Origin of the sequence: Duganella sp. Leaf61 (assembly GCF_001421905.1) — a bacterium.
Taxonomy (GTDB): domain Bacteria; phylum Pseudomonadota; class Gammaproteobacteria; order Burkholderiales; family Burkholderiaceae_D; genus Rugamonas; species Rugamonas zoogloeoides.
This window is the reverse complement of the sequence record NZ_LMLM01000012.1, coordinates 586,519-605,446: the sequence shown is the minus strand read 5'-3', so window position 1 is coordinate 605,446 and position 18,928 is coordinate 586,519. Positions and strand designations below refer to the sequence as shown.

15 protein-coding genes are annotated in these 18,928 nt (G+C 66.7%); 4 read left to right on the top strand and 11 right to left on the bottom strand.

The annotated features are described in order from the left end of the window. Position 1 precedes the first annotated feature (1 nt). The 10 genes from ASF04_RS11590 to ASF04_RS11545 all read right to left on the bottom strand — a co-directional run bounded on the left by ASF04_RS11590 (position 2) and on the right by ASF04_RS11545 (position 11,906). Entirely contained in the window at positions 2-766 is a 765-nt protein-coding gene (locus ASF04_RS11590; protein ID WP_056141389.1) for a PIG-L deacetylase family protein, read from the bottom strand. After that, positions 756-1,613, bottom strand: a complete 858-nt coding sequence (locus ASF04_RS11585) for a GNAT family N-acetyltransferase (RefSeq protein WP_056141386.1) — start codon at positions 1,611-1,613, stop codon at positions 756-758. The genes ASF04_RS11590 and ASF04_RS11585 overlap by 11 nt, the downstream gene beginning before the upstream one ends. Next, on the bottom strand, positions 1,610-2,038 hold the full coding sequence (locus tag ASF04_RS11580; RefSeq protein WP_229205019.1) for a GtrA family protein: 429 nt from the start codon (positions 2,036-2,038) through the stop codon (positions 1,610-1,612). The genes ASF04_RS11585 and ASF04_RS11580 overlap by 4 nt, the downstream gene beginning before the upstream one ends. After that, complete coding sequence (locus ASF04_RS11575; RefSeq protein ID WP_056141381.1) at positions 2,031-3,041, bottom strand: glycosyltransferase family 2 protein; 1,011 nt, start codon at positions 3,039-3,041, stop codon at positions 2,031-2,033. The genes ASF04_RS11580 and ASF04_RS11575 overlap by 8 nt, the downstream gene beginning before the upstream one ends. Continuing rightward, positions 3,038-6,157 (bottom strand): glycosyltransferase, encoded by a 3,120-nt coding sequence (locus tag ASF04_RS11570; protein ID WP_082488705.1) that lies wholly within the window; start codon positions 6,155-6,157, stop codon positions 3,038-3,040. Before ASF04_RS11570 ends, ASF04_RS11575 begins: the two co-directional genes overlap by 4 nt. 3 nt (positions 6,158-6,160) lie before the next feature. Then, positions 6,161-7,354: an FkbM family methyltransferase gene (locus tag ASF04_RS11565; RefSeq protein WP_056141380.1), complete on the bottom strand. Its 1,194-nt coding sequence runs from the start codon at positions 7,352-7,354 to the stop codon at positions 6,161-6,163. Beyond that, positions 7,351-8,379 (bottom strand): FkbM family methyltransferase, encoded by a 1,029-nt coding sequence (locus ASF04_RS11560; protein WP_056141378.1) that lies wholly within the window; start codon positions 8,377-8,379, stop codon positions 7,351-7,353. The genes ASF04_RS11565 and ASF04_RS11560 overlap by 4 nt, the downstream gene beginning before the upstream one ends. Further along, on the bottom strand, positions 8,379-9,695 hold the full coding sequence (locus ASF04_RS11555; RefSeq protein WP_056141375.1) for an ABC transporter ATP-binding protein: 1,317 nt from the start codon (positions 9,693-9,695) through the stop codon (positions 8,379-8,381). Before ASF04_RS11555 ends, ASF04_RS11560 begins: the two co-directional genes overlap by 1 nt. Beyond that, entirely contained in the window at positions 9,695-10,489 is a 795-nt protein-coding gene (locus ASF04_RS11550) for an ABC transporter permease (RefSeq protein WP_056141373.1), read from the bottom strand. The genes ASF04_RS11555 and ASF04_RS11550 overlap by 1 nt, the downstream gene beginning before the upstream one ends. A 163-nt stretch (positions 10,490-10,652) precedes the next feature. Continuing rightward, entirely contained in the window at positions 10,653-11,906 is a 1,254-nt protein-coding gene (locus tag ASF04_RS11545) for a tetratricopeptide repeat protein (RefSeq protein ID WP_056141370.1), read from the bottom strand. 210 nt (positions 11,907-12,116) lie between these two features. Between ASF04_RS11545 and ASF04_RS11540 the strand changes: the two genes are divergently transcribed. The 4 genes from ASF04_RS11540 to ASF04_RS11525 all read left to right on the top strand — a co-directional run bounded on the left by ASF04_RS11540 (position 12,117) and on the right by ASF04_RS11525 (position 17,834). After that, complete coding sequence (locus tag ASF04_RS11540) at positions 12,117-13,148, top strand: hypothetical protein (RefSeq protein ID WP_056141366.1); 1,032 nt, start codon at positions 12,117-12,119, stop codon at positions 13,146-13,148. 211 nt (positions 13,149-13,359) lie between these two features. After that, positions 13,360-15,150, top strand: coding sequence for a type I secretion system permease/ATPase (locus ASF04_RS11535; protein ID WP_056141362.1), 1,791 nt, complete (start codon positions 13,360-13,362; stop codon positions 15,148-15,150). Beyond that, positions 15,147-16,508 (top strand): HlyD family type I secretion periplasmic adaptor subunit, encoded by a 1,362-nt coding sequence (locus tag ASF04_RS11530; RefSeq protein WP_056141360.1) that lies wholly within the window; start codon positions 15,147-15,149, stop codon positions 16,506-16,508. Before ASF04_RS11535 ends, ASF04_RS11530 begins: the two co-directional genes overlap by 4 nt. Further along, a complete protein-coding gene (locus tag ASF04_RS11525) occupies positions 16,509-17,834 on the top strand; it encodes a TolC family outer membrane protein (RefSeq protein WP_229205018.1) in 1,326 nt (441 codons plus the stop codon). Between the two features lie 30 nt (positions 17,835-17,864). Here the strand turns inward: ASF04_RS11525 and ASF04_RS11520 are convergent, their stop codons facing one another. Continuing rightward, complete coding sequence (locus tag ASF04_RS11520; RefSeq protein ID WP_056141359.1) at positions 17,865-18,821, bottom strand: VirK/YbjX family protein; 957 nt, start codon at positions 18,819-18,821, stop codon at positions 17,865-17,867. Positions 18,822-18,928: the final 107 nt, after the last annotated feature.

Below are 18,928 nucleotides of genomic sequence, written 5' to 3'. Positions count from 1 at the left end.
GTCAATTCCGATCGGCGCGCCAGGCGGCCAGTTGTTGCTGCATCTGCGGCCAGGTGAAGAAACGGCGCTGCTCATAGTACAGGTCGCCCGCATGCGGGCGCTGCAAGGTCCGCGCGGGTGCTACCGGTTGCAGGGTTTGCTCGCCGCGCCGCAGGTAGTGCCACAGCACGAACGGGAACAGGCCGATCCAGGTCACCGCCTGCGATGGATATGACAGGCAGTAACGGCAAAACCGCAGGCGGTTTTGCCAGGGTATGGCGGTGCGTTCGACCACGCCATTGGCCGCCAGTGGCCGCAGCACCGTGAAGAACGGCTTCGGGATGCCGGCGCTGTTGTACAGCGCATACTGGCGCACGACGGCCAGCAGGCCGGCCGCCTGCGCAGTATCGACCGCCAGCGCGTGCAGCGCGTCGTGGTCGTGGTGGCCGCCTTCCCATGCCGGCACGCACAGCAGTTGCGGCGTGCCCGCCTCGCGGCACCAGCGCGCCAGCCAGGCCGCCGCCGGCGCCAGGTGATGGGGCAGGCTGGCGTCGAGGATGGCCAGCTCGGCGCCGGGGAACACGATATCGTCCTGGGCCACGCCGATGGCGCCCAGCACGCGGCGCGACTCGGCCGCGCGGCGGGCCGACAGGTCGTTTGTCGGGCTGTTCGTAAAATAGGCGCAGCGCACGCGCAGCCCGCGCGCCAGGCAATCGAGCATGGTTTGCCAGACGCCGAATTCGTCGTCGGGATGGGCGAACAGGAACAGGGCGGTGTCAGTAGGCATCGAAGTCGAGGAAGGAAAAATCGATCGCTTCCGGCGCCAGCCGGCCCTGGTCGCTGCCGGCCAGCGGCAGCCAGATCAGGTTGAGCGGGGAAGGGCGCAGCCGCTGCGGAACATTCACGTAGCGGCCATAGCCGCCGTCGGCGTCCGGGCGCAGGCCCAGGAACAGGCGCAACGTGGCCGGTGCGGTGGCGCCCGCCGCGGGCAGGGCGATGACCGGCGGCAGGCTGGCGGCGGCCACCTCGGCATACGCGTGCACCAGCGGCATGGCCGGCGCATGGAATTGCCACAGGTCGCCGTGGCGGCGCGCGCCCAGCGGCTTGCCGGGACAGACCGCGCGCCAGGCCAGGCTGGCCTGGTCCCAGCGCCGCGCGAACGAACGGGGGCCGGGGCGCGGCGGCGGCAAGGTGCCAAAGCCGATCCGCGCTTCGAGCGGGCGCACCAGCTGGAAGTTGAGCTTGCGTAGAAAGCCGGGCGTGCTGTTGGCGTTGGCTACCCCGTACACGCCGTGGTAGCCATGGCGGGCGCCGGCCTCGTACGTCAGCGCCGCCAGCTTGGTGAACAGGCCCTTGCCCTGGTGCGCCGGGTGGGTGGCGGTATTGAGCGACAGCAGTACTGGCACCGTGACGCCGTTGATGTCGGCGCGCGCCGCAATGCACACGTAGTGCGCCGCCAGCTGGTCGCCGTCCCAGGCGTCGAAGCCTACCGCCACGCCGTCCGGGTTGTCGCGGTACAGCCATTGCAAATAGGCCCGGGTAAATTTGTCGGTGCCTGGAAAACAAGCCGACAGCAGTTGCGCATACTTGGTCAGCGCGTCGTCGTCGGTGCGGATCGGCAATAAAGTAGTCATCGGAAGATCCAGTATTTGCTGAGCAAAAAGCCGTTGCACGCCACGAGCGGCAGCGACACCAGTTTGCCAATCAAGGCGACGCCAGCTGTGGCTTCGCTGGCGGCACCGGCGCCCATGCCCGCGCGGGCCAGCACCAGTGCGGCGCTCACGCAGGCAATCGTGAGCAGGTAATTGAGCCCCACCACGCACAAAAAGCGCAGGAAGGCGCCGGCGCTGTGCAGGCGGCCGAAGGTCACGCGCGCATGGAACGCGTAATTGAGCAGCAGCCCCGTGGCGAAACCGGCGGTGGTTGCAGCTGTCACGCTCAAGCCGATACCAAGCAGCAGGCCCTGCATCACGCCCACGTCAAGCGCGGTGCACAGCAGGCCGCCGCCCACGAACACCAGGAACTGGCGTTGGCGCAGCGCGTGCATCAATTTATTCACGCACCACCACCGCAGCCCGGGCCACCGATTTCTTCTGAACCACGCGGCGCGGCACCGCCGCGATATCGTAGGCCAGGAAGGCCAGGATCAGTTGCATGCCCATCAGCACCGGCAGCGCCGACACCATCACCGTGCCGGCCGGCGTGGCCACACCGTGCGCGGCCGCCTGCACCCAGTGCCAGGCGCCATACACGCTGCCGAACAGCAGCATGGACACGCCCAGTGGCAGTTGCAGCGATGCCAGCGACATATTGCGCAGGTAGTAGTTGTAGAACAAACGCTTGCCCAGGTTGCGTGCGTGCTTGACCATGAACTCGGTGACGATTTTCGAAATTTTCAGGTTGCTCACCTCGTCGCCATAACTGGCATCCATCGGCACGTCCGCCACCACCGCCTGGATGGTATTGAGGCGGAACAGCATGTCGGACTCGAAAAAATATCGGCTGCTGATGCGGTCGAACGGCAGGTGGCGCGCGGCGTCCGCGTGCAGCGCGGTGTAGCCGTTGGTGGGATCGAACAGATCCCAGTAGCCGGACGACAGCTTGGTCATCAGCGACAGCACGGCGTTGCCAAACAGGCGCATGGCCGGCATTTGGCGGATTTTCTCGAGGTCGAAGAAGCGGTTGCCCTTGGTGTAGTCGGCTTCGCCGTTCAGGATCGGCGCGACGAAGTGCAGCAGCAGCGCCGGATCCATCTGGCCGTCGCCATCGATCTTGACCATGATGCGCATGCCGTCGGCAAGCGCGGCGCGGTAGCCGCTCATCACGGCGCCGCCCACGCCCTGGTTTTCGGTGAGCTGCACCACCACCACGCGCGGGTCGCGGCACTCGGCGCGCACCAGCGCGCCGGACTGGTCGGGGCAGCAGTCGTCCACCACGTAAATGCGCGCCACTTCCGGGCCGATCGCGGCCAGCACGCCGAGGATGTGGCGCGTCACGCGGTAGCTGGGAATCACCACCGCGATGCGGTCGGCGTCGGGGGAGTACAGGTCGATCGGGTTCATGCAGCACCTAAGGAAGAAAAGGCCGGCGCGCCGGATGGAAGGGAAGTCAGCACGCGATACGGTTGCCGGCCATCGGGTACATGCGGCACATGCGGCACTTGCAGCGCTTGCAGCAACTGCGCCGTGCTGGCCTTCCAGGTCAGCCACGGCATGCCGGCAGAGCCGGGCGCGGCGCCAGCCGCGTGCAGGTCCAGCCAGTCGCGCAGTGCCTGCGCCAGGTCGGCCGGAGCGGTGCCGCTGAAGTAGCTGGCGTGTGCGCCACCCACTTCGCGGAACACGGGCAGATCGCGCGCGATGATGGGCAGGCCGTGCTGGGCGGCCTCGATCAGCGGCAGGCCGAAGCCTTCGCCATTCGAGGCCGCCACCAGCGCCGAGCAGGCCTGGTACAGCTTGAGCAGCATTTCGTCGGACACGCCGGCCAGCCAGAACAGGCGCCGTCCGCGTTCCGCATGCTGTTCCAGTTGCCGCGCCAGCGTTTCCATCATCCAGCCGGCCTTGCCCACGATGACCAGGTTGACATCGACGCCTTGTTGCCACAACAGCTCGACGGCAGCGAGCGCCTGGGCCTGGCCCTTGCGCGGTTCCAGCGTGCCCACCAGCAGCAGGCTGGGGCGGGCAGCGATGGCAGCCAGGATGTCGCTGGCGTCGGCCGGCAAGCCGGTGCTGGGGGCGCTGGCGTTGATGTCGGCGCCAAGGTGGAAGTAAGCGATCGGCAACGGGTCCGCAGCGGCGCGGCCGCCCGGTGCAAAGGCGGGACGCTGCGCCAGCCAGTCGTGCAATTCGTCGGCCACGGCGCGCGAGATGCACACCAGGCCGTCGGCCACGGCAGCGATGGTGTCGAGGTAATCGCGGAAATAATCGTCGGTGCCGGCCGGGAACATGGCCGGTTGCAGCACCGGCAGCAGGTCGTACACCACGAAATGCATGCGCACGCCCCGGCGCCGCATATCGAGCAACTGCGAACGGCTTTGAATGGTGACGCCGGCAAACAGGTCGAGTCCGAGGAACAGGTCGCCGGCGCGCAGCTCCAGCGGCGCGTCTTCAAGCGCTACCGGCGGCAAGCCCAGCAATTTGAAGGTATAGGCGCGCGCGTACCGGTAGGGCGCGCCGCCGCTGGTGCCGTACACCGGCTCGATGCGGTAGCCGGGCGGCGGTGCGGCGATCAGGTCGAGCAGGATGCTGCGTACCACGCGCTGGATGCCGGTGCGCAGATCGGTATGCACGAGTGCCGAGACATCGACGAACAGCTGGCGCGGGCCGCGCGGCAAGCGGTTGGCGGCAATCGCGGCGGCGGTCTCCATCAAGGCGCCGGCGGGTGCGGGCGGCAAGCGGCGCAGCGCGTCCAGCAGTTCCGCGTAGTGCCGGTGCGGCTGGTGCGCGGCCAGGGTTTCGATGGCCTGGTGAAAGCGCGGTCCCACCTGTTGCGGCGTGTGGTGGGCGGCCATGTAGGCGCGCGCCCGGCTGGCCAGGTCGGCGCGCAGGGCGGCATCGCGGTGCAGGCCGGTCAGGGCGCTGCCCAGCATGGCGGCGTCGCACACGTCGGGCAGTTGCACCAGCACGTCGGCGGGCAGGTCGGTGTTGGAGCCGTGGGCGTTGACCACGGTGGGCAGGCCGTGCAGCAGGCAGTCGAGCACCGACGCCGAGGTTTCGCCGCGCGTGCGGCTGCGCAGCTGGACGGCGGCATCGGCGCCGGCCAGCCAGGTGGCGTACTGCTCGCTGCTAACGAAGCCGGTGATGTGGATGGTGGCCGCCACTCCCGCCTTGGCGATCCGGTGCGCAATGGCGCTGCCGTAGCGGTCGGGATCGGCCTTGCCGACAAACACCAGGTGGCAGCGGCGGTCGGCTGCCAGCGGGCTGGCCAGGAACGCTTCCAGCAGCAAGTCGTTGAGCTTGGTGACGCCCATCATGCCGAAGCTGCACACCACGAAGCTGTCCTCGGCCAGGCCGAGTGCGGACCGTGCCGCAGCGCGGGCGCGGCCGGCGTCATGGCCGCGCGGCAGGCCCCGGATCAGGGGCAAGGTCTGCCAGTCGGCGCCGGTGTCGGCGCCGTACCATTGCTGCGCCAGGCGCCGCGAAAAATCGGAATGGACGATCACGCCGCTGGCGTGCTCGAGCACCTGCCAGTTGCACGGATAGGCCCAGACGGCGGCGTTGCGGCCATCGCGCGCGGCCGCCTGCAAGGCGCCGTAGCCGTGCGAGGCATACAGCGCTTGCGCCAGCGCCTGCGGCGCGTAGCCGTCGTGTTCCATCGCGTCGAGCAGGTTGCTGAGGAAGAAATCGTGCAGCACCACGATGCCGGGGTGGCGCTGCAACAGCGCGAACATGTGCTGGTGCACCGGGCTGTTGCCGAAATGGTAGAGCACGCGCTGGTACTGGCCGCCGTGCTGCTCGAACCAGGCGCAGTCGCGCACCGTGTAGCGCTGCGCCAGGTGGGCATCGGGCGCGGCGTCGACGATCAGCTCGATGTCGTAGTAGTGCTCGAGCTCGGCCAACAGCTCCACGCTGTAGTCGGCGATGCCGGAATGCTGTGGCGGCAACGGCGACAGGTAGGCCATGCGCGGTTTGACGGCGGTGGCGCCAGCGATGCTGCCGGCGCCGCCGCCGCCGACAACGCCGCCGCTGCCCCCGATGTCCGTGTCGGTGTCAGGCACGGCCGCCAGCAGCGCTTGCTGCACGGCGGCTAGGCCGGCGGTGGCCATGCCGTGAATGACCGGGATGGCCGGGAAACCGCCGCTGTCGCTGTCGCTGTCGCTGTCGCCGGCCGGGAATCTGTCGCTGCCGCTGCGGTCGCCGACACCCGGCGCGGACTGGCCCGGATGCCAGGCCACGTCGGCCTGCACATCGCGCAGCAAGGTGTCGCGCAACAGCGTGGCCGCGCGCCGGCGCCAGGCGTCGGCGCCGCGCGCGGTGTCGAGCACCCGTACTTGCACTTGCGCGGGATGGGCTGCCAGCAGCGGCGCCAGCGCCAGCCGCGCGGCATCGGACCGCTCACCGTGCGCATGGTGCAGCAGCGCCACCACGGTGTGGCCGGCAGCGGCCAGCCCGGCTGCGGTGCTCGTTACCTGTGCCAGGGTGGCGCCGTCCAGGCTCGGGTGTAAATCAATCGCGATACGCATGCTTCAGTGACTGGAAAGGGAATCGGAACGCTCGAGATCGGCCAGCACGCGGCGGGCCGATTGCGGCAAGTGCGCCAGCGCCGGCGGCACGTCGGCCAGCATCGGCACCACGGCGTCGGGATTGCCGCGCACCCGCGCATACCAGGCCAGGAAGCGCGCTTCCAGCCCTGGTACGCGGCGCAGCACGGAAAACGCGGCGCCACGCAGCGCCGGCCGCTGCGCCAGCCACATCAGCGCGCGCCGCACCTGCGGCCGCACACGCGCAGGCGTGCGCAGGCGCAGCGGCGCGGTCAGGCGCCACGACCAGCTGCCGTGGGCCGCCTGCAACTGCGCTTCGAGCTGGCGCGCCCACGCGGTTTGGCCGTCGTGCACTTGCACCAGTTCTGCATGGCGCGCGCGCGCCTCGGCCAGTTCGGCTGCGACACCCTGCAGGCGCACCAGTTCGGCCTCGAGCCCGGTCATGCGCCCCAGTTCGGCATCCAGCACCTGCACCCGGTGCAGGGCGCGGTCGAGATCGCGCACGATGTAATGGTCGAACACATTGGGCTGGACGGCCAGCGCGGGCAACAGTTGCGCCTGCTCGGCCGCCACGTAATACCGGTTGAGACCATCGAAATAGGCGTACCGGTAGTCGCATGATGTCACCAGCGCTTCCCACTGCTCGTGGTTGGTGACGGGACTGCCGGGCAGCGTGGCTTCGATCACCAGCACCCACGGCCGCCAGCGCTGCAGGTCCATGCCGCGCAACACTTCCGCCTCGAAGCCTTCGACATCGATCTTGAGGAAATGGATGGCGTCCGGCGCATGCTCGGCGCAGATGCCGGCCAACGTGCGCAGCGGTACCTGGTGCTCGATGATGGACACGCCGTCGGCGCGGTGCAGGGCAGCGGTGGCGGCATCGGTGGAGGCCCAGCCGTTGACGGTGGGTGTGTCGTAGAGCGTGATGCTGCCGTCGGCAGCGCCGCAGGCCAGCGCCAGGTTGATGTCGCGCGGGCGCTCGCGCAGGAAGACTTCGTGGTACGACGGCATCGGTTCGATGTTGATGCCGCGCCAGCCGGCGTCGTAGAAAATCCGGGTGACCGAATTTTCCTCGGGGTCGTTGGCGCCGACGTCGATATAAAAGCCGTTCTGTATGCGGCCCAGTGCGCGCCACAACAGCACGTCTTCGCCGTTCTGCGCGTACGAAATGAGGGTCATGCCGCCTCCGGCGCAAACAGCGCGGCGTGCGCCGGCCCGGCCAGCGCGGCCGCCAGCGACGGCTTGTCATAGACCAGCAGCGCAATCGCCGCTTGGGCCAGCAAGTCGCGCCCGGCCAGGCCGGCGGCGCGCCTGAAGAACACGGCGTCGCCCCAGCCAAGGCGGTCGCGGCTGCCTTCGAACGGGCCGTGGTAGGCATAGCGGCAGCTGTGCGCCAGGTCGATGAATTCGAAGCCGTGGCCGCGCAGCAGTTGTTCGATCTCCGAGAACAGGCCCTGGCCTTCGTACAGCTCGGCAAACGAGACTTCGCAGTGGACCACGTTGGTACGGGCCAGCACGGCGCCGGCATGACGCAGCGCGGGCAATTCGAAGCCCTGGATGTCGAGCTTGAGGAAGTCCACCGTGGCTTTATCGTCCAGCACGTCGTCGAGGGTGCTGGTGGCGACCTGCCCGGTGCGCGCCGTGCGTAGCTGGCTCAGGTGCACCAGCTGTTCGGTGAGCCCGGTATTGAACGGCAGCAGCGACGACGTGGCGTCAGGCACGTTCAGGTGGAACGTATGGTTGTTGCCGTCGCCGATGAAGTCCGGGTACATGCGCACGGTGGCGCCGTCGGCCTGGCGCCGTTCGGTCAGCTTGTCCGCGATCGGTTCGAAGCCGACGATGTGGCAGGGCAGGCCGTGGCCGGCCAGGGCCGCATACACATGCTGCTCGTCGGCCAGGATTTGCGCGCCCACGTCCACGATGCGCAGCGGTGAATCGGCCAGCGCGGTGGTGGCGGCTGCGGCCACGCGTGTGCGCAGGCCGGCTTGCGTGTGCTGGTGGGCCAGCGTGGCGCGGTATTCATCGCTGGCGGCGAGCGTGGTGGTAAGCGCGGCCAGGTCGAGGCGGCCGTCCACCAGGGTGTCGGTCCAGTAGGCCAGGCCGGTGGCGTCGGCCTCGCGGCCCAGCAGGGCGCGATACAGGGCGCGCACCAGGTGCTGCGCTTCAAGGGAGGAATAAGTCACGATACTCTTTCTGGATTCCATTACAGCGTGGCGCATTCGAGCCGCGGCGCCAGGTTGGTCATGCCGGACCAGCGGATCGCCGCAGCATCGGGCAGCACCATAAAGGCGCTGACCTCGTGCAGGTAATTGAGCACCTCGCGGAAGTTGCCTTCATCATAACCGCCATTGCCCAAACCAACCGTCAGCGTGTACTCCTCCGGTGCGAGTCGCATGGCAAAGACAAAACTGGCCGACAGCACGCCGCCTGCGCTGACCGGCCCCGGCGTCTGGTGCATGCAATAGGTATTGGTTTCAAATAGCACGATGCCGTGCCGGTTGCGGATCTTGAAGCCCACGTGCGGATCGTCAAGGTCGCGGTGGGCCAGGTAATCGATGCGCAGGCGCACCTGCTGGTCAGCGCCAATATTGGTCAGCGCAACGCCGTCGGCATCGACAAAGGCGGCGCCCACGCAATCGGCGTGCGCGGTGACGATGCTGCCGTCGCTGCCGGAGAGCGCGACGGACGTGCGCAGACGGTCGGCATCGACCGGTGGCGCAGCCGGGGCGTCGGCAGAAATTACAACCGGTATCGGTGCGGAGGCCGCCGCGTCGGCGGCATCGACCGGCGCATGGCCCAGCAGCTCGGCCTGGTAGCGGTCGGCGGCGGTGCGCGGGGCGCCGTCGAAGGCCAGCCGGCCCTGTCGGATATACAGCGCGCGGTCGCAGATATTCATCACCGTGCCCATGCTGTGCGAGACGAATAGCAACGTCGTGCCGGCCGCCGTGAAGCCACGGATGCGGTCGAAACATTTTTGCTGGAAGAACACGTCGCCGACCGCCAGCGCCTCGTCGACGATCAGGATATCGGGCCGCTCACAGGTGGCCACGCTGAACGCCAGGCGCATCTGCATGCCGCTCGAATACACGCGCACCGGCTGGTCAATGTAGTCGCCGATGCCTGCAAACGCCTCGATCTCGGGCATCAGCGTGGTGATGCGGTCGGCGTCCAGGCCCATCAGCTGGCCGGCCATGAGCACGTTCTGGCGGCCGGTAAAATCGGGGTGGAAACCCAGGCCCAGTTCCAGCAAGGCCGCCACCCGGCCATGCGTGGCCACGCTGCCCACGGTGGGCAGGGTGGTGCCGGTGATCAGTTTCAACAGTGTGCTCTTGCCGGCGCCGTTGATGCCGATCAGCGCCACCGCTTCGCCGGCGGCAATATGAAAATCGATGGCCTGCAAGATCCAGTGGGCACGATGGCGCGGGCCGCGCCATGGCAGCAGCCACTCGGCCAGGCGCGCCCAGCGCGTCGGATATTGTTTATAGGCCTTGCCCAGGCCGGTAACGGTAATGGCTCCCATCACAGCTCGTCCACCATTTCGCCGGCGCGCTTGCGGAACAGCCGCAGGCCCAGCACGCACAGCACCAGCGCGCACAGCGTGGCTGGCAGCAGGCCCGCCCAGTCGGGCGCGCGGTCGTGCAGCAGCACGTCCTGGAACCCCCCCGTCACTGCCGCCATGGGATTGAACACCAGCAAGTCGCGCAGCGCGGGCGGCAAGATCGCGGCCGGGTACACCACCGGTGTCAACCAGAACCAGAACTGGATGAAGATCTGGAAAAACTGGCCGACGTCGCGGAAGAACACATTGAGCACGCCCAGCACCAGGCCCAGGCCGATCGCCAGCGCCACTTCCAGCACCAGCAGCGGCAGCAGCAGTGCGAACACGGCGCCGGGGAACTGGCCCGATACCAGCAGGAAGACGGTGAACAGGCCGAAAATAATCGCGAAGTTGACCAGCGCGTTGCTGGCCACGATGGCCGGCAGGCAGATGCGTGGGAAGTTGGCCTTTTTAAGCAGGTTGGCGTTGTCGATGAACATGTTCTGCGCGCGCGTGACGATCTCGGCGAACAGGCCCCACGACAGGATGCCGGCGCACAGGTAAATGCTGTAGCCGAAGCGGCTGACCTCGCCTGGCAGCTTGCTCTGCATCACCTGCGAGAAAATCACGGTATAGACCACGATCATCGCCAGCGGGTTGAGCACGGTCCAGGCGGCACCGAGCATGGTGTTGCGGTAGCGGGCCTGGAAGTCGCGCTGGACACTGCCCCCGATGAAGCCACGGCTGTGCCACAGCGCGCGCAGCATGACGCTCATGAAAACATGGCGCCGGCGCAAGGCGGCAGCAACAGTGGTGGAGGGGCGACGACCATAGGAGTCCTGCAATAATGATCGAAAGATTATATAGCAGCCAGTTGCCAGCTTAATATGTTGTAACAGCTTGTTACGCGCTGTAACTAAATCTCCGGGAAGGGGCTGATCACGGTCCCAGCCACTGCCAACTCAGTTGCAACTGGGTATCGTCGTACTGGAAGATCGAGATGTTTTCGCGGTTGTGGATGCGCCGCGCCTCGACCACCAGGTTGTGGCTTTTGCTCAACGGGTAGGTATAAGCGCCGCGCAACATATGCGCTTGCTGGCGCCGGGTCTCGTCGATCAGGCCCTCCGCATAGGCGCTGGCGCTGCGCCAGGTCTGGCGCGTATAACCAAGCTCGCCCGTGCCGGCGCCAAGCAGTTGCCGGTATTGCAGCGACAGGCTGTTGCCGTGGCGGTTGCCGCCGGGACGCTGTTCGGCGGCCTTGTCGTCGAGCAGGCCGAAGCTGGCGCTGGCGTACTGGTTGCCGCTGCGCCAGGTCAGCTGGCCGCGCACTTCGCCGGTGGTGCCGCGAAAATTGTCGAGAGTCTGGTAATCGACGTGGGTCACGCCCGTGTGCAGCGACAGTTGCAAGGTCTTGGGGAGCGGTAGCGGCGGCATCAACTGCGCTTGCAGCTGGAGCTGACGCTGGTACAACTGGCTGCCCAGCGTGGCGTAGCCGACGGTGGCGGTGGTGCGCAGTTTCCAGCGCTTGATGCGCCACGGCGTGTCGATGCCGGCGAACAGCGAATAGCTGTCGTAGTCGTGCAGGCTGTCGTGGCGGCGGCCCTGGAACTGCACGAAGCCCTGGGTGCCGTTGGGCGTGAGGTCGCGGATATAGTCGGCGGACAACGCCGTGAACTGGTCGCGCCGGGGCAAAAAGTCGGGCAGCAGCACCAGGCCGTCGCCGCCGTCCACCGGCTGGTACGTTGCGCTGTTGGCGCCCTGGTTGACGTTGCGGCTCAGGCCGCGTCCGACCGAGATGCTGTACAACGGCCGCGGTTGCCAGCCGGCGCAGCCGCCGGCGCGGGCCTGGGCGATCAGTTCGCGGATTTCCGGTGGCGGCGCAAAACGCTGCTCGATGGCCTGGAACAGGCGCTCGGCCCCGGCCATGTTGCCCAGGTCGCAGCGCACCAGCGCCAAATCGAGCCAGGCGCCTGCGTGCAGCGGCTCCTGGGCGATCACGCGTTCGAGCGCATCGGTGGCGTCGTCGCGGCGGCCTTCGGCGATCGACCGCAGGGCGTCGCGGTACAGGTCCTGCACCAGGTCCGCAGTCTGGGCGCGGGCAGCGCCGCCTGTCACGGCCAGCATAACCAGCGCGCAGATCGCCTGCGGGACGGTTTTCGACAGCGGATGGTGGAGGAAGCCTGGCAGTGTCATCGATGGGTAAATACTGGCCGCCCCGGAATCGGCGCAATGGTCGGGCAGTATAACGTACCCGCCTGGAATTGCCGAATCGACGGTCACGGCTGGTTACAAGGATTGATACAAAGTGTAACGACTGTCTTGTCAGAAATTAATTTCGGTAAAATACGCGTCATGGCGTACGTCCGAGATCCGGGCGTTCGCATCATCCACCGGAATTCCATCATGGCGCGTCAACTCACCTTCATTATCGCGGCGCTGCTGGCAGCGCAGGCGCATGCCGCCGAGCCGGGACAAATCGTGTTTGTCGCCGGCCAGGCCGAGGTGGAAGGCGATCCCGCCCGCGTCGGCGCAACGGTCCAAGACGGTGACCGCGTGCGCACCGGTGGCGACGGCTACCTGTATATCCGCACGGCCGATCAGCGCCTGGTGATCGTGCGGCCCGAAACCGAAGCGCGTTTCGCCCGCGAAATGAGCACTACGGCTACGCAGGGAAACCTGGGCACGCCTGCGTTCAACACTGCCAATCTTGCTAACCTTGCCAATACCGCTGGTCTGGTCGCTGGTCCGGCCAACGCCCGGGTTGAGTCGTCGGCCATGGCTGGCACCATGGTGGCCACCGGTGTCAACCCCGACCTCGACGCCCGCAAGAGCGGCGACCTGCAAGCGAAGTTGCCGCAGTTCGGCGCCACCGGCAATGTGCGCCCACCTGACCTGGCCGCCCAGCCGCAAGTGGTCAGCTGGGGGCGCTGGGAAAAAGTCATCGACCGCGCGCCCAACGCCACCCTCGAGAATTTGTCCGGGGCCGTCGCGACCAGCGGCACCCGGCGCCTGGCCGCCAACGAGGTCTATGTGCTGTTCCGTGGCGAAGACGGTACGCCGTACGTGACGCCGGCGCGCGGCAGCGCCGGCTTCGCCCTGGCTGCCAGCGAAGCCTACGTGCGCGACGCCGGCACCGGCCAGCGCACGGCCGCCAGCCTGTCCGACGGCCGCCTGACGGTCGATTTCGCCAAGGCCACGTTTGCCACCAGCGTCAATGTACGCGACCAGGACGCCAGCTACCGGCTGTCCGCCGCTGGCCAGTTGGCCAAGGATGGCCAGTTCGGCAGCGTCACCCGTACCGCGCAGCCGGGCGCAATGCAGGTCAATGGCGCGCTGGGAGGTAATGGCGGCGCAACTTACCTCTTCGAAGGCGCCTTGACTCCGACCCGGACCGTTTCCGGCGTGGCCACCTGGCGTACGACGACTACCCGTTAAGCTTCCGTATCCACTGGCGGCCCCGTCTTTCCCAGGAAAGCGGGGCCGTTGCGCATCAAATTGTGCCAATTTCCAACAGATGCTCCAAGTAAATTGAGGCTGGGCGTGTCTATGGCGGCCCGTGTGGGAAATTGTGAATTTTCAGGGAATTTTGTGAGCGATAATGGCCCCGCCGATCCAGTGGAGTTGATTCGTCACAACTTATCCCATAATGAAAAACAAATTCTCTCCGCCCAGTAACGAAATCACCGACGTCCTCTCCACGCTCAAGCGCGCCTTTTTCACGGTGGGCGCGTTCAGCGCCATCACCAACCTGCTGATGCTGGCGCCGTCACTCTACATGTTGCAAGTCTATGATCGCGTGCTGACCAGCCGCAACGAGACCACCTTGCTGATGCTCACGGTAATGATCCTGGGCGCCTACCTGATGATCAGCGTGCTCGAACTGGTGCGCAGCTTCATCCTGGTGCGCGTCGGCGCCCGTTTCGACATGGAACTGAACAAGCGGGTGTACACCGCGGCCTTTGAGCAGAACCTGCGGCGCACAGGCGGCAACGCCGGGCAAGCCTTGAGCGATCTGACCAATATCCGCCAGTTCCTCACCGGCAGCGCGCTGTTCGCGTTTTTCGACGCGCCGTGGTTTCCGATCTACCTGGTCGTGATTTTCATCTTCGAGCCGGGCCTGGGCGTGTTTGCGCTGTGCGGCACCGCGATCCTGGTGGCGCTGGCCTTCCTCAATGAGCGCGTGTCGAAAAAGCCGCTGGCCGAAGCCAATACCCTATCGATCGCCTCGGCCTCGCTGGCGACCAACAACCTGCGCAATGCCGAAGTGATCGAGTCGATGGGCATGCTGCCCAACCTGATGGGCCGCTGGTTCAAGCTGCACGGCAAATTCCTGCACCTGCAGGGCGAGGCCAGCGAAAAGGCGGGACTGGTGGCGGCCGCCACCAAGTTCGTGCAGATCGCGCTGCAATCGCTGGTGCTGGGCTATGGCGCCTTGCTGGTGCTGGAAAACAAGATCACGCCGGGCATGATGATTGCCGCCTCGATCCTGCTGGGCCGCGCGCTGGCGCCGGTGCAGCAGGTGATCGCGGTATGGAAAACCTATGCCGGCGCGCGCAGCTCGTACGGCCGGCTGCTCGAACTGCTCGACGGTAACCCGGCGCGCAAGGCGGGCATGCCGCTGCCCAAGCCTACCGGCATGCTGACGGTGGAAGGCGTGAGCGCCGTCGCTCCCGGCGGCCAGGTGACCCTGCTGCGTGGTGTGTCGTTCGGCCTGATGCCCGGCGACGTGGTTGGCGTGATCGGCCCCAGCGGCTCGGGCAAGACCACGCTGGCGCGCCTGCTGGTGGGCGTGTGGCCAGCCGCGCTGGGCAAGGTGCGCCTCGACGGCGCCGACATCTATCAATGGAACAAGGCCGAGCTGGGCCCACACCTCGGTTACCTGCCGCAGGATATCGAACTGTTTGCCGGCACGGTGGGCGAGAACATCGCCCGCTTCGGCGAGGTGGCGGCCGACAAGGTGGTGCTGGCGGCGCAGCGCGCCGGCGTACACGACATGATCCTGCGCCTGCCGCAAGGCTACGACACCCCGCTCGGTGATGGCGGCGCCGGCCTGTCCGGCGGCCAGAAGCAGCGCCTGGGCCTGGCGCGCGCCATGTATGGCGACCCGGCCGTGCTGGTGCTCGATGAACCGAATTCCAACCTCGACGATGCCGGCGAGCATGCCTTGCTGGCGGCCGTGAACGACTTGCGCGCACGCGGCAAGACCATCGTGCTGATCACCCACCGTACCAGCGCCATCGGCATTACCAACAAGTTGCTGCTGCTGCGCGACGGCGCGGTCGAGCTGTTCGGCCCGACCAAGCAGGTGCTGCAGGCGCTGCAAGAGAAAAACCAGAAACAGATGCAGGCGCATGCGCAGGCCCAGCAGCCAAGCGCCCCGGCGCAGCCGCAACCGCCAGTACCAGCCGCGCCGGCGTCCGCCCAGGAGCAACCATGAAATTATTGAATTCGGACTCGAAAGCGCTGGCCTCCGATGTGGTCAGCCACGATGTGTCGCCCTTGACCGTGCACACGGACGCCAGCGGCTACGGCAAGCTGGGCTGGCTGGTGGTGCTGCTGGGCGTGGGCGGCTTCTTCCTGTGGGCCACGCTGGCGCCGCTGGAAAAGGGCGTGCCGATGCCGGGCACGGTGGCCAAGGAAGGCAACCGCAAGACCATCCAGCACCAGAACGGCGGCATCGTCAACGAGATCCTGGTGCAGGACGGCGATATCGTCAAGGCCGGCCAATTGCTGGTGCGGATGAGCGACATCGCACCGAAGTCGCAGGTGGAAGTGGCGCGCGTGCAGTACCTGGCCGCGCGCGCGGCCGAGGCGCGCCTGGTGGCCGAGCGCGACGGCAAGGCCATCGCGTTCCCGGCGTCGCTGCAAGCGTACAAGGCAGACCCGCGCACGGCCGAAGTATTCGAAGTGCAGCAGCAACTGAAAAGCGCACGCGAGTCGGCGCTCAAGAACGAGCTGGCGGCGGTCGATGAAAACATCGCCGGCCTGCGCGCCCAGACCCGGGGCCTGGAAGAATCACGCGAATCCAAGGTGCAGCAACTGGCGTTCCTCAAGGAGCAGGTCGAGAACATGCGCGACCTGGCCAAGGAGGGCTATATCGCCCGGTCGCGCCTGCTGGAAGTGGAGCGCACCTACGCCCAGGTCAACGGCGCCATTTCGGAAGACATCGGCAACATCAGCCGGGGCCAGCGCCAGGTGCTGGAGTTGTCGCTGCGCCGCGTGCAGCGCACCCAGGAATACCAGAAGGAAGTGCGCTCGGCGCTGTACGACGCCCAGAAAGAAGCGGACGCCCTCGCAGGCCGCATGCTCTCGCTCGACTACGACCTGGCCAACGCCGAAATCCGCGCACCGGTGGGCGGCATCGTGGTGGGTCTGAACGTGTTTACCAGGGGCGGCGTGGTGGCCCCCGGCGCGCGCCTGCTCGACATCGTGCCGGCCGACGACGGCCTGGTGGTGGAAGGACTGCTGCCGGTCAACCTGATCGACCGCGTGCATACCAAGCTGCCGGTGGAGCTGATTTTCTCGGCCTTCAACTCGAACCGCACGCCGCATATCGACGGCGTGGTGGAACACGTGGCAGCCGACCGCGCGGTCGATGAGCGCACCGGCGCGGCCACCTACAAGGTGCGGGTAAAAGTGACGCCGGCCGGCACCCGCATGATCGCCCAGCACCGCATGGATGTGCGGCCCGGCATGCCGGTGGAGATTTTTGTGAAAACGGGCGAGCGCACCATGATGAATTACCTGTTGAAACCGGTGATCGACCGCGCCAAAACCTCGCTGTCGGAGGACTGAGTGAAGCCTGTCGCTCCAACGATTTTCATTTTGACCTTGCTGCACGCAGGCAGCGCCCACGCCATCAGCCTGATGCAGGCGTACCAGTCGGCGCTGCAAAACGACCCGACCTACCGCGCCGCCACCCACGAGTATGCATCGGGCATCGAAAGCGAAGTGCTGGGCCGCTCGGCCTTGCTGCCCAGCGTGTCGGCCAGCTATTCCAACAGCCGGGTGGAGGCCGACGTGGTGTACATCACCAACGGCATCGAAACGCCGTCGCGCGAACTCGAGTACCGCAGCAAGTCGGCGGTGGTGCAAGTACGCCAGCCCGTGTTCAGCCTGGAAGCGATCGCGCGCTACCACCAGGGGCTGTGGCAGACCGACTACGCCACGGCGGTGTTTGCGTCGCGCAAGCAGGAGCTGATCCTGCGCCTGGCCGGTTCCTATACCGAGGCGCTGTTTGCCAACACCCAGCTGCGCCTGGCCGAAGTGCAGCGCGACGTCTATCTCGAGCAGCGCGCGGTCAACAACCGCCTGTTCGAAAAAGGCGAGGGCACCAGGACCGACATGCTGGAAACCGAGGCCCGGCTCGACCTGGCCGAAGCGCAGGTGCTCGAAGCTAAAGACAATGTGCAAACCACGCTGGCCGCGCTGTCGGCCATCGTCGGCCAGGAAGTGAAGGCGGTCGATGACGTGGCGGCCGAATTCCGCCTGGCGCCCGATGCGGCGATCCGCTTCGACGAGTGGCGCGACATCGCGCTGCGCCAGAATCCCGACATCATCGCCATGCAGTTCGCGGTGGCGTCGTCGCGCGAGGAAATCAACAAGGCCCGCGCCGGCCACACGCCACGGGTGGACCTGGTGGCCAGCTACGCCAAGAACAATTCGGACACGCTCAACACCCTGAACCAGGATTCGAAACAGAAGTCGATCGGCTTCCAGATCAATGTGCCGCTGTATTCAGGCGGCGCGGTAAGTGCGGGCACGCGCCAGGCGGTGGCCGCCACCGAAAAGGCCAAGGCCGACCAGCAGGCGACGACCGACAAGGTATTGGTGGAATTGCGCAAGCAACACGCAGTGGTGGTTTCCAGCGTGGCGCGGCTGCGCGCGCTGGACAAGGCAGTGGCGTCGGGCGCCATGCTGGTGACGGCTACCGAGCAAAGCATCAAGGGCGGCGTACGCATCAACCTCGACCTGCTCAACGCCCAGCAGCAGCTGTACACGAGCCGGCGCGACCAGGCGCAGGCGCGGTACAGCTATTTGCTGGCGATGCTCAAATTACGGGCGGCGGCTGGCGTACTCGATGCCGACGCCTTGCGCGAAGTGGCGGCGTATTTCCGCTGATGCATCGGATGCAAGCAGCGGGGTGAACGGTTACGCCAGCGCGTAACCCTCGTGTTCATGGACGACAGCGGCAGGCGCGCTGCCCTTGCTGCCGGCGATAGGCTGGCGCGAAGCGCGCAGGCTGGCGGTGATGTCGTCGGCCAGGCCCGTCAAGGTCTCGTGGCGCTTGCGCGCTTCCGAACGCTTGCGCGACGGGATCGCTGCCAGGTCCAACTCTGCCAGTGGCAGGCACGGCAGGCGGTAGTCGCCGTCGGCGCGCGGGGTGGCGTCCAGTTCCTGCCACAGCGCGTCGTAGTCGGCATGCACCTTGCCCTGGCGTAAAGAGCGGCACACGGTGCGGTTGGCATTGCCCACCAGGCGCAGTTCGACGCAACCGAGCACGACACCGATCTGGCCCAGCAGCTTGATCATCATGTTTTTGGGGCGCAGGCCGTGCAGTTCGCGGGTGGCATCCTTGATCACTTGCAGGCCGTGGTCGCCGCGCGGGCCTTGCATGCAGCCGACGCCGAGCACCATGCCGCGCTCACCCTGGTGGAACGAGAACGCGCAGTTGTAGATCACTTCATCTTCCTGCACCAACTGCAGGACCAGTTCGCCTTCGCGCTCCATCGGCTCGACCGCCGCCAATTGGATATGATAAGGCAGGCCGTTCTTGCCGGTCACGCGGGCCAGCACCACCTTGTCTTTCGACGCCAGCGCCGTCAGCGGACCCAGGCCCTGGCGCAGGATGAAGCGGTAGTGTTCTCTTAACAGAGTGAGGCGGGCATGGTAACCCATGGTATTACTGAAGTAGGGGCGGAACACCTTGTAGACCATGCGCGGATGGTCCGCGACCAGGTCGGAAAACAATGGCGCCGAGTTCAGCAATTGCAACCAGCCCTCGACCGCTTCGCGGTGCAGCAGCGCGCGCGCGGACAGTTTGATGGTCTCGCGCAAGCGGCGCAACCCGGTCAGGCCTACCGTGCCTGAGTGCAATGTGATCGACATCATGTTTCCTTGTGGTATGCGCGGTGTTCATACCGCAAGGAACCGATGGTAGGCCTGCACCCCGGGGCTGACAATTGGGGCGCCAGCGTAAGGGGGTTCCCGTATGT